The sequence below is a fragment of the Mucilaginibacter terrenus genome (assembly GCF_003432065.1).
Taxonomy (GTDB): domain Bacteria; phylum Bacteroidota; class Bacteroidia; order Sphingobacteriales; family Sphingobacteriaceae; genus Mucilaginibacter; species Mucilaginibacter terrenus.
The window spans coordinates 2,239,198-2,251,604 of the sequence record NZ_QWDE01000001.1 but is presented as its reverse complement, the minus strand read 5'-3'; the positions used below and the strand labels follow the sequence as shown (position 1 = coordinate 2,251,604).

Annotated in this window: 6 protein-coding genes; 2 read left to right on the top strand and 4 right to left on the bottom strand. The window is 47.3% G+C overall.

Features of this window, described 5'->3' with window-relative positions; genetic code table 11:
- Positions 1-24 precede the first annotated feature (24 nt).
- On the bottom strand, positions 25-2,772 hold the full coding sequence (locus DYU05_RS10090; RefSeq protein WP_235853989.1) for a DUF5695 domain-containing protein: 2,748 nt from the start codon (positions 2,770-2,772) through the stop codon (positions 25-27).
- Positions 2,773-3,023: 251 nt separating this feature from the next.
- Between DYU05_RS10090 and DYU05_RS10085 the strand changes: the two genes are divergently transcribed.
- Positions 3,024-3,452, top strand: a complete 429-nt coding sequence (locus DYU05_RS10085; protein ID WP_117382807.1) for a hypothetical protein — start codon at positions 3,024-3,026, stop codon at positions 3,450-3,452.
- Here DYU05_RS10085 and DYU05_RS10080 read toward each other — a convergent pair.
- The 3 genes from DYU05_RS10080 to DYU05_RS10070 all read right to left on the bottom strand — a co-directional run bounded on the left by DYU05_RS10080 (position 3,449) and on the right by DYU05_RS10070 (position 8,167).
- Positions 3,449-4,453 carry a glycosyltransferase family 4 protein gene (locus DYU05_RS10080; protein WP_117382806.1) on the bottom strand — a complete coding sequence of 335 codons (1,005 nt, stop codon included), beginning with the start codon at positions 4,451-4,453 and terminating at the stop codon, positions 3,449-3,451. The genes DYU05_RS10085 and DYU05_RS10080 overlap by 4 nt on opposite strands.
- Positions 4,450-6,735: a glycosyltransferase family 4 protein gene (locus tag DYU05_RS10075; protein ID WP_117382805.1), complete on the bottom strand. Its 2,286-nt coding sequence runs from the start codon at positions 6,733-6,735 to the stop codon at positions 4,450-4,452. The genes DYU05_RS10080 and DYU05_RS10075 overlap by 4 nt, the downstream gene beginning before the upstream one ends.
- A gap of 232 nt (positions 6,736-6,967) precedes the next feature.
- Positions 6,968-8,167 carry an aspartate aminotransferase family protein gene (locus DYU05_RS10070; RefSeq protein WP_117382804.1) on the bottom strand — a complete coding sequence of 400 codons (1,200 nt, stop codon included), beginning with the start codon at positions 8,165-8,167 and terminating at the stop codon, positions 6,968-6,970.
- A 461-nt stretch (positions 8,168-8,628) separates the two neighbouring features.
- On the opposite strand from DYU05_RS10070, the gene DYU05_RS10065 reads away from it, so the two are divergent.
- Positions 8,629-11,619, top strand: a complete 2,991-nt coding sequence (locus DYU05_RS10065; RefSeq protein WP_117382803.1) for a leucine--tRNA ligase — start codon at positions 8,629-8,631, stop codon at positions 11,617-11,619.
- Positions 11,620-12,407 lie beyond the last annotated feature (788 nt).

Sequence of the window (12,407 nt, the reverse complement as noted above, 5' to 3'; positions counted from 1 at the left end):
TTGGCCAAAGAAAGTCGCGAGAGTTTATAACAAACTCACCGTAGTAACCGTCTCCTTTAGCGGTATCACATACGCACCGCGTTCTGTAGCATTGTTTAACTTGTATCGCTTGCCTTTTGCATCCTGCTGTATGCGCAAGTAGGCTTTGGGTGTATAAGCATCAGCAGCGTTAAGCGTCAGCAAAACTTTGCCGGTTGCCGGGTTAAAGCTTACAGTTTTAAAGGTACCGGCATCCAGTGTGAGCCAAAGTTTTAGTGGTGCTATAAACACGCGCTGGGCCGAAGCAGTGGTAATTTCCGTAACGATCATGCCGCCCTCCCTCTTTAGGTTACCGCCAAAAGCCAGCCAACCCAGGTTTTTATCGTTAGCGATGTACGTTGCCGAGTTTACCGCGTAGCCAAAGAAGTTTGGTCCGTAATCTCCTGACAGGCCATCTATCTTTAATGTAGACGGATAGGAGTGAAATGCTGCCGGACCAAAACCATCTTGTGTAATGTTGGATACTGATCCCATTTGTCCGCCATAGCCAACACGCAACAGGTACAGATCATCCGGGTGTTTGCGATAGTCGCTTAATACTGGTATAGCGTTCAGACCCGAGCCGTAATGATGCAGTTGCCGCTCTATACGCGATAACTTGCCTCCATATAAAAAATCCCAGTAGCGGCGTGCCGAGCCGTTGTATCCCCAATGCGGCACCGTAGGCATGTACCCCAGTATGGCGTTAATGGTCACCTGCGCCTTATCGTCAAAACCGAAATATTGCGACCATAAGTAAACCTCTTCCTGTCCTGTAGAATCCCAGGGCATTTCGCTGCCGAAAGGGTATTTCAAAGTATGCCAGTGATCTGCGCGGGCGCGCATCTCTTTTTCCAGCAGCGCAGCTTTGTCATTCCAGTTTTCAGCTTTCAGGTCCATCAGCAATAAATAGAAAACCGTTCCCTCCATCTGGCCGAACTGAGCGTAATAGGGCGCTTGTTTTACCATGGACATCGCAGTTTCGTAAGAATTGTTTAAGTACCATTGCCAGTTCTGCTGCGTAACCAGGTTAGTGTGGTTTCGTGCCAGGCGGTACATAACCCAATGTGCCGCCGTAACATGCGGGTAATTGTACGACCGGCCTACATCATTAGCATCTTTATGGCTCCATGCTGCCCAGGTCTTCCAGTTCAGGCTGTCGCTGTAGGTGCCCTTTGGAAGGGAGTCCGGCTGATAGTAGAACACGCTTTTCTTAACCCCATATTTCTGCGGACCATTGGCATGCTGTATGTTGCCAAACAAGGTTTTATTTACAAATTCCTGTAGTTTGTCTATCTCGGTTTTGTCGGGCTGTACCAGTTGTTTCATCATTGCGCCCAGCCAGCTGCCGGCGCCGCCCTCGTCGCTAAGGCCGGCTATCCACACCCTGCTGTCCTGGGCTACCTGTTGCTTTTTATCATAGTCGTAAGTAATAGCCGACGGTGCCCGGCCAAAAGGATCGTCCTTTTTATCAAACCACTGTTTGGTTGTTAAAAAGTGTCCGTAATCTTTCACTAGTTCGGCTTCAGGCTTTATTACTTTGTAGTTGATGGTTTGGCTCAGGCCATCGGCATAGGTGACGGTAAGCCTTGCCCGTCCCCATTGCTTGCTACTAATTAAGTAGGCCTGGTACGCTGCATTTGCGGCCGTGGTAGGTGTGACTATTAATGCACCTGCAGGTTCTACCTGCATCGACTTTACTTTTTTAACGTAATTTAAAAACAGCTTTGCCTCCGTATTTTGCGGAAGCACGTACCCCGGTATACCTACAGCAACCGGCCGTTTGTTGGCAGCTAAAGTTTGTTCAATCGCCTTTATAGACGGCGACAGCGTGAACTGCACGCCATATTCGCGGCTTTGCCCTGGCTTTAATATCACCGAGGTCGGATTGTTCCATTGCTCGGCAGCTTTCCACTCGTTCTCAGCGTATGCTTTGCTGAACACCATCCACTCATGAAATCCTTCAAAATCTATTCCTTTTGGTGTTGGGTCATCAAGCAATGGGTTATACGCTTCAAATGGCGACTTACCCAAAGGGGTAACCAGCAACACCGGCCCGTTCCCGCTTAGTCGGGTAACCTGCAGGTAGCCGGCATCATTGCCAATGTATGGGTCGTAAAACACGTTTTTAGCATGTGCCTGTTCCAGTTCTTCGCCTTGTAGTATATTGTTAAATATCATTGGCATACCCAGCGCACCTATTTCCACATTGCGTTTAGCGGTATTCGTCAGCACAAATTTTAATGCGATGTTGCCGTTCTCGTTTTCCCAAAAGCGTTTTACGTTTAACGGGATGTTCTTGGGGAGGGTAGGTGAGAGGTCCGCCGCAGCAAAAATTTTTGGATCTTTGTTTTGAATTGAAAGCACATCCGCTCGGTTGGCAGCTGTTGAATACCTGGTCCAGACGGTTTCTCCTTCTGCTTTAAGGCGCAGATTAATATCACCCAGGTGGTACATGCCGTTGCTGCTGCGTTGCTTAAGCCGACCGGATGGGGTGTAGTCAAAATCCTTTTCACTAATGGGCTCCAGGGCTGCTACAGTCTGCGATGCTTTAGCCAGCTTTAAACGAAACTTAGGAGTGTTGAAAGTTAGCAGTCCTTTTTCCAGGTTTAGGGTAGATGGCCTTTTCTCCAGGTTCTTCCAAGGATCCTGCGCATGGCTTTGGTTGCTAAAGCTTAATAGCAGTGCAACGCTTAACAGAACGCATGCGCGTTTACAGATGAAAGAATGTTGGGATGTGAAGTTGTGCATCATACATTACTGGTTTGGTAACAGTAAATGTAAAGCATAAACCGGGCAAGCATTAATGTTTATTTGCCCGATTGTACCTAGATATTATCCAAGCAGAGCTAACATATCGATATCATTAGTTTCATTGCTGCTCGTAAAGTGTATGGTCTTCCGCGTTCTTCTACAGAAAATTACAATGGTGTCCAACTGGCAATCTCTACGTTGACGTTACTTACCGTAAGTTGTTTTTACACAATTTCTATTAATTTAGGAATATGTTTAATTGGTTCAAAAGCAATCCTGCGCCTGAGTTTGAGATTAAAGCAATTGGTACCTTTTACCAACAAAAGATATCAGGCTATTACAGCTGGGAAAAAGCCTATGACATATTTTCAATTGGGCAGGAGATGTTATTAACAATATACACTGGAAGTGACTCAATCCCAACGCCCGAGCAAGTTTCTGCCGTTCAGGTGTTAAGGCATCAATACAATCAACTAATTGAATCTATATTTTCCTACTTGATAGATGATGAGCGATCAAGCTTAACTGTAGAAAATTTCAAACAACTCTATGCCCTTATCGAGATAACTTTAAATGAAAATAGCCGAACGTGGACTTATACTTTTGAAAGCCCGCACGAGTCGCGATTTTTGCGAGTTATAATTGAAGGAGATGAGGTGATTGATTTTTATGAAGACTAACCCAATATTTGCTGATAAAGCTTAAAGTAATCTTCTGCCATTTTCTCTTTTGAGAATTTAGACTTTGCCCAGTCGGCACATTCCTGACGATTAATAGAGCCAAGCTGATCTATCACTTCTACTGCTTCATCTACATTATTCACCAAAAAACCGGTTTTTTCATGTTTGATCAATTCCGGCATGGATCCTTTGTTGAACGCTATTACAGGTGTGCCGCAAAGCATAGATTCGGCTACGCTCATGCCAAATGGTTCTGCAAAGTTTATAGGGTGCAGTAAAGCAAGGGCGTTTCCCAAAAGCTCGTTGCGCTTGTCAGGCCCTGCCGGGCCAATGTATTGTATCTGGTCGCTAAAGTGGGGTTCAACGCGCTCTTTGAAATAGTTCTCGTCTTGTATGATTCCCGCGATTATTAATTTCTTGTTTGCTTTTTTTGCTATTTCTATAGCTTCTACCGGCCCCTTATCATGATGCAGGCGACCGAAGTAAAGCAGGTAATCTTCTGATTTCGGGCTAAATTTGAAATCTGCGGTATCCAAACCGTTATAAACAGTTGCTATGTACTCCAGTTCGGGGCTGCGGTCGGCATCACTTATAGATACATAGTGCCCGCGCTTGTTGTACTTTTTGTAAACCGGTACAATGCGCGGTGAGGAAAAACCATGAATAGTGGTAATTACAGGCGTATCTATTAAGCCTGTATAGGTAAGCGGCAGGAAGTCAAAGTTGTTGTGGATAATATCAAATTCACTGGCCCTTTCCATCAGGTTGCTGATGTGCAGGCATTCCAGCACTTTCGCGTCCTGCGAGCGGTCTTCTTCGTAACCTTGCTCGCATATAGCTTCCAGCTTACCGGCAGTAATAGAATCACCGGTGGCAAAAAGCGTAACATCCACCCCAAGCTTAATTAAACCTTCGGCAATGTTTGATGCCACCTGTTCCCACGGCCCGTAATGCCTTGGCGGTGTGCGCCAGGCAACGGGTGCTAGTATTGCAGCCTTCATAAGGTTATTAGCCCTTTGTTTGCTGAGTCGGCCTTGTTGTACTCGTACTCCAATTCAAAAGCTTTGAGCACGGTAAGGTGCGATATTAAATAAGCCAATGTGCTTTCAGCGCCCTGGTTACGGTTTATACCGTCTGGCAGTAAGCCGTCGCAGCAGCCTTTTGTTTCATGGTCGTAAAGCGGCGCACGCAATGTGTTTTCGCCCAGGAACCATTTGTAGCTTAGGAACATTTTTTCGATATACTGTGGCTTACGGAAGATTCGGTACGCCTGGAAATGCATCAGCACCATGGCCATCGTTTCTATCGCCTGCTGGTCGAACGTCGGGAAAGTACCGCCGCGGTAGTACCAGCCGTCGTTACCAACCGGGCTAAGGTAGCCGTTAGACAGGGTAAGCTTATCAAGGAAAGCCATCGTGGTAAGCGCCACTTTACGTACATTTTCGTCACCCGTTATCTCGCAGGAGTGCAGCAATGCAAGCGGCAGTATAGCATTATCATAGGTCATGCTTTCTTCAAACCATTCCCAATCATCAGAGCGGGTATTGTTATAAGCATCGATCATTGGCTGGGTTAAACGTTTTAGTTCGAAGATCATACCTTCATCTGAAGGATATACCTGCAGGTAAAGCGCTATACCAATAATGGTGTTAGCCATGCCCCTTATATAACGCAGTGCTTTGAAGTGCGGGTAAGAACGGTGGAACAGCTCAAGCGCAAATTCTCGGTAAGAGTTGCTGGCCGGCGAACTGATCAAATGACCCAGCGCCCAAATGGTACGGCCGAAAGAGTCCTCGGTGCCAACTTCATCCAGGTAGCGCCTGTCAAAGCTCAGGAAGTTGCGGAAATTACCGTCTTCCGTTTGCATGTAATGTATATAGCTGAGGTAAATAGGCAACAGGCGGTACGCTTCCTGGCTGCCGTTACGCTGGTACGCCATCAATGCCATGATAAGCGCACGGGCGTTGTCGTCTACACAATAGCCCTCTTTAAGGTTGGGGATGCCATATTTAGCATGTTGTACTATACCCGTATCATCAGTAAGGCGCAGCACATGCGCCAGGTTAAACTTAGGCAGCACCTCAGGGTCAACAATACTGTTCTTTAATATCTTATCGCTAAAATCGTGGGTAGATGCAGCTTCTTCTGCTACTTTAATGTACTCAGACCCAATTACCGGGTAACGCAGGTGCAGGCCATAATTGTAAGCATTCTGCTTTAGTTCGGCCAATGCCTCGTCGTCATCAAGCAACTCATTTACAATTGAAGCCAGCGCTTCAGAGTTTTTAAAGTCGAATAAACGGCCGCGGTTTTCGTCAAGCAGCTCGGTAGCATGCCAGTATGGGGTAGAAACTACCGCAGCGCCTGCGCCAACGGCATAAGATAATGTTCCGCTGGTTATCTGCGCCTCGTTAAGGTAAGGAGTTACGTATACCTCGCATGCGGTAAGGTAATCCATCAGCTCATCTTCACTCACAAATTTGTTTATAAAACTAAGGTGCTGAGATACCTTTAACTGTGCAGCCAGGTTTTTAAGGTAGTCGCGGTATTCCTCGCCGGAGTTCTTGATAACGCCCGGGTGGGTGTTGCCCAATATCACGTACATCACATCCGGGTGCTTAGCTACTATCTGCGGAAGCGCTTTTACAACGGTCTCCAGCCCTTTATTGCGGCTTAACAAGCCGAAAGTAAGCAAAACACGGTGGTTTTTGAATGGTGTAAGGTTCTTAACCGGATTGTTCTCAGGTGCTTCTAAATTCGGAACGCCATGTTCTATGATCTGTATCTTCTCGGCAGGAATATCATAAATGGTTGTCAGGAACTCAACCGCCCGCTTGCTCATTACCACTATCTTAGAAGATTGCTCGGCTATCTCGCGTATGATAATGCGTTGCACATAGCTGGGATCCTTAAGAACAGTATGCAGGATAGAGATCAGGGGCTTTTCCAAACGGTTGATAAGCGGCAATACGTATATGCCGCTTTCGCCGCCATAAATACCAAACTCGTGCTCCATTATAACTGCATCAACTGTGCTGGTGTTAATGTAGTTTGCCGCGCGGATATAATCTTTTTGGTGGTTTTGGCGGATAACGTACTTCACGTCTTCAGGGTATTCGTAGGCCTGAACGTCTTCGGAATCGTTAAGGGCTACAACATAGCCGCCTTCCAGCAGCGATTTACGCTCGGGAAAGTTGGCGTTTATAGCACCCATTAAGTTCTGGTTAAATGTGGCAAGACCGCATTCGCGGGGAGGATAGGTTGAAATATAAGCAATTTTCATAGGTAGCTGTAGAAGCAATAAGTTTGTTTTTGTGATAAAGACAATAATGCTGACCGAAATAACATGCACTGGTGGCCTTTAAACAGGTATTTACAGGTCCAGGATGCATAGTTGCAGCATACATTACACCTAATGCACAAACTATACCAACTTAGCTTAATTAAGCCATAGCAACATTGATTTTACACAGCCATTATAGTTTATAATAACTTAGGTAAATTTCACTTCAGGACTAGGCTGGTATATTGCTTTGATAATCAATAGCCTCTAAGATAATGGTGCAGGCGTGGGTGATCTGCTCATGGGTGATTATCAGAGGCGGCGCTATGCGCATAGAATTGCTGCAATGCAGGAACCAGTCGGTTATTACACCATTTTCTATACAGCGGTCGATTATTTTTTTGTTCAGTTCAAAGCTTTCAAACTCGGCGGCCAGCATTAAGCCCTTGCCCCGAACGCCTTTTATAGCCGGATGCACCAGCAACTCGCGAAACAGCGCTTCTTTTGCGGGTACCTGTTCCATTAGCTGTTCGTTAAGTAATACTTCCAGAGCAGCCAAACCTGCTGCGCAGCATACCGGGTGCCCGCCAAAGGTGGTGATATGCCCAAGAATAGGGTTCTCCTTAAAAGCCGACATTACGTTGGTATTTGCCACAAAGGCGCCTACCGGCATGCCGCCGCCAAGTGCTTTTGCCAAAAGCAGGATGTCGGGTACTATACCAAAATGCTCAAAGGCAAACAACTTACCTGTACGGCCGAACGCAGCCTGTATCTCGTCCAGTATCAGCAGCGTGCCGGTTTCGGTACAGCGTTGGCGTAAGGCCTGCATATAAGCTTTATCAGGCACGCGGATACCTGCTTCGCCCTGTATAGTCTCCAGGATAACACAGGCGGTTTCGCTGGTAATCAAATGCAGGTCGACAGGTTCATTAAAGCGGATGAACGACACGCCCGGTAACAATGGCCTATAGGCTTGTTTAAACTCCTCATTACCCATTACGCTTAGCGCACCATGTGTGCTGCCGTGGTAAGAGTTATGGCAGGCTACAATTTGTTGCCGGCCGGTATACCGTTTGGCCAATTTTATCGCGCCTTCCACAGCTTCCGATCCGGAGTTGGTGAAGTAGACAGAATTCAGGCTCTCCGGCAGTATGGATACCAGTTTTTCTGCAAAGCGTACCTGCGGTGTTTGTACATATTCGCCGTACACCATCAGGTGCATGTATTTGTCTACCTGCTCTTTTATGGTGCCAACAACATGCGGGTTGCTGTGCCCCAGGTTGCTTACCCCGATACCAGAGATAAGATCAATGAAAGGCTTGCCTGCTGTATCATACATGTACACGCCCTCGGCACGTTCGAACTCCAATAGGAGTGGAAAGTGCGTTGTTTGCGCATTGTTATTGAGGAATAGCTGGCGAAGGGTAAGCATGGTGCAAAGGTAATAAAGTTTACTCACCCCCGGCCCCCTCTCTCCGCATGGCGGAAAGAGGGGGTGCTGTCAGGGATATAATTATTTTATAAAATTCTGCACCTCAACCCTCTTTGCGCGAAGCGGAGAGAGGGTCGACGAGCGATAGCGATGTCGGGGTGAGTCGGCGTGGGTTAGTAGTGCTCATGAGGAAAGGTGTTGCTTTATACACGCCAGTGGATGTTCATTTCTTTTGACACCAAAAGAAACGAACCAAAGAAAAGTGCCGGCTACGTTACGTTCTGTTAAAGTTAGTGCCTTAGCACTGCCCGTACTACCCGAATGTTCCTGATGCCGGTTTTTTGAGTGCTTGCTATGGCTGTGCGTATCAATTTAATATTAATACTCCCCCCTTCAGGGGGTAAGGGGGGTATTATCTTTGAAATTCGTATTTTCGCCCCCTCATACGCGTAAATACTATTATGGATTATCAATTTAAGGATATAGAAAAAAAGTGGCAAAAATTTTGGGCCGATAACAACACCTTCCGTGCCGAGAACAAAACCAACAAACCCAAGTACTACGTGCTGGACATGTTCCCTTACCCAAGCGGGGCAGGGCTGCATGTGGGGCACCCGCTGGGCTATATCGCTTCTGATATTTTTGCGCGTTACAAACGCCTGCGTGGCTTTAACGTGCTGCACCCAATGGGTTACGATAGCTTTGGCCTGCCGGCCGAGCAATATGCTATACAAACCGGGCAGCACCCTGCTGTAACTACCGAGGCTAATATTGCTACTTACCGCCGCCAGCTGGACCAGATCGGTTTTTCGTTCGACTGGAGTCGCGAGGTGCGCACCAGTTCGCCGGACTATTACAAGTGGACGCAGTGGATCTTTATGCAGCTGTTTAACAGCTGGTATAACAAGGATGAAGACAAAGCCGAAAGTATTGCCAAACTGGTGGAGCATTTCGAAAGTAATGGCTCTAAAGGTGTGAACGCTGTTTGCGATGACGATGTAGCTGCCTTTACTGCTGAGGAGTGGAAAGCGCTGAGCAGTCGTGAGCAGCAGGAAGAATTGCTAAAATACCGGCTTACCTACCTGCGCGAAAGCACCGTTAACTGGTGTGCCGCATTGGGTACCGTATTGGCTAACGACGAGGTGAAGGACGGTTTTAGCGAGCGCGGTGGCTACCCTGTTGAGCAAAAGAAAATGATGCAGTGGAGCATGCGCATTACCGCTTACGCGCAGCGCTTGCTGGATGGTTTGGATACGATTGACTGGCCGGAGCCGCTAAAAGAAATGCAGCGGAACTGGATAGGCCGCAGCGTAGGTGCCAGCGTAAAGTTCCCGCTGGAAAAAGAACTGCCTGAAGCAAAATATATAGAGGTTTTCACTACCCGTGTAGACACCATTTTTGGTGTGACCTGCATGGTGGTTGCCCCCGAAAATGAATTGGTGCCGGCGTTAACCACTGCCGAGCAAAAAGGTGATATTGATGCGTACATAGCTCAAACCAAGAAGAAAAGCGAGCTGGACCGCATGGCCGACACCAAAACGGTAAGCGGTGCATTTACGGGCAGCTATGTGCTAAATCCGCTTAATGGCGACAGGATACCTGTTTGGATAGCCGATTACGTGTTAGCAGGTTATGGAACAGGTGCCGTGATGGCTGTACCAAGCGGCGACCAGCGCGACTACCTTTTTGCGAAACACTTTAACCTGCCGATCATCCCGATCATCGACATACAAAATATCGAGACTGAGGCTGACCCGACCAAGGAGGGTAAATACATCAATAGTGATTTTATAAATGGCATGGGCTACAAAGAGGCTACTGCCGCTGTTGTAGCGCGTTTAGAAGAGCTGGGTTTGGGTAAGGCTAAAATAAACTACCGCATGCGCGATGCCATTTTTGGCCGTCAACGCTACTGGGGCGAACCGGTGCCGGTTTACTTTAAAGACGGGTTGCCTTACCTGATAGATGAAAGTGAACTGCCCTTATTGTTGCCGGAGATAGACAAGTACTTGCCTACGGAAACAGGCGAACCGCCGTTAGGTCGGGCAGAAGGGTGGCGATATAGAAAGTCCTCCCCTTCAGGGGAGGATTTAGGTGGGGTTGACGGTTATGCTTACGAACTTTCTACAATGCCGGGCTGGGCGGGCAGCAGCTGGTACTGGTACCGTTATATGGATGCCGACAACCAGAACGAGTTTGCTTCTAAAGAAGCAATAGAGTACTGGAAAGCGGTAGACCTGTATATAGGCGGAAGCGAGCATGCTACCGGTCACCTGTTATACAGCCGTTTCTGGAACAAGTTTTTAAAGGACATCGGCAAGACCCCGGAAGAAGAGCCTTTCAAGAAGCTCATTAACCAGGGGATGATACAGGGGAGGAGTAACTTTGTATATAGGTTAAACTATTTCTTAAATCCGCGAAAAAAGCTTTCTATGATTGATGAACTGGAATGGCTGGCTATCGTTAAGCATAAAGTTCCAAATATATTTGTATCAAAAGAACAAATAGACAAGTTTTACAATTGGGACTTCAAAAATTTAACTGAAGCAAATATAAATAGTATTTTAAAGGATATCTTGGAGCAGATTGATGGTCGAATTTTTTTAACTGATCCGGACGACCTTATAAGTAAGTTGCATGTTGACGTAAACATGGTCGATAATGACATTCTTGACTTTAATGCGTTTAGAAAATGGCGACCTGAGTTTGAAAATTCGATTTTTATTGCTGATACCCATAATTACATCTGCGGCGTAGAGATCGAGAAGATGTCAAAATCTAAGTTCAACGTTGTGAACCCGGACGATCTGATCGAACGTTACGGCGCCGATACCCTGCGTATGTACGAAATGTTCCTGGGTCCGCTGGAGCAGAGCAAGCCATGGAACACCAACGGTATAGAAGGCGTGTTTAAGTTCTTGCGTAAGTTCTGGAGGTTGTTCCATGATAACGACTGGAACTTCAATGTAAGCGATGCGGTACCAACTAAAGCAGAGCTAAAGACATTGCATAAGATCATCAGGAAGGTAGAGGAAGATATAGAGCGGTTCTCGTTCAATACATCTGTATCCAGCTTTATGATCGCTGTAAACGAACTGACAGACCTTAAGTGTAACAAACGCGCCATACTGCAAAATCTGGTAATTATATTGGAGCCATACGCACCGCACATCTGCGAAGAACTTTGGGTGCTGCTGGGCAACCCTGCCGGCAGCATATCTTACGCGGCTTACCCGGAGTTTAAAGCCGAGTACCTGGTAGAGGACGAGTTTAGCTACCCGATATCTATCAACGGAAAGATGAAGACCAACATCAGCATCCCGCTAAGCCTTGATGTAAAAGAGGTGGAAGCGTTTGTGCTGGCCAGTGCAGACGTGCAAAAATACCTCGACGGTAAAACACCTAAAAAGGTTATTGTAGTAAAAGGCCGGATAGTGAATATGGTGGTATAAGCGCCAACTCACCCCGACGTTCTTCGCCGTCGACCCTCTCTCCGCTTCGCGCAAAGAGGGTAAGAAAAAAGAAATTGAAATCACCACATAACAGCACCCCCTCTTTCCATGAAGTGGAGAGAGGGGCAGTCGGCTCGCAAAGCGACCGCGGATCAACTCACCCCGATTTGCTTCGCCGTCGACCCTCACTCCGCTTTGCGCAACGAGGGCAAGAAAAAAGAAATTAAAATCACCACATAACAGCACCCCCTCTTTCCACGAAGTGGAGAGAGGGGGCAGGGGTTGAGTCGGCTCGCAAAGCGATCGCGGATCAACTCACCCCGACGTGCTTCGCCGTAGACCCTCACTCTGCTTTGCGCAACGAGGGTTAAAAGAAATCGGTAAAAACATTCATTGATAGCACCCCCTCTTTCCACAAAGTGGAGAGAGGGGGCAGGGGGGTGAGTCGGCTCGCAAAGCGATCGCGGATCAACTCACCCCGACATGCTTCGCAGTTGACCCTCAACTCCGCTTTGCGCAAAGAGGGTTAAAAAAGATTGGTAAAAAACATCTATTGATAGCCCCCTCTTTCCACGAAGTGGAGAGAGGGGGGAGGGGGTGAGTCGGCTCGCAAAGCGATCGCGGATCAACTCACCCCGACGTGCTTCGCCGTCGACCCTCACTCCGCTTTGCGCAAAGAGGGTTAAAAAACATTGATAAAAAACATCTACTGATAGCACCCCCTCTTTCCACAAAGTGGAGAAAGAGGCAGGGGGGTGAGTTAGTGTAACATATACATTACAGTTATA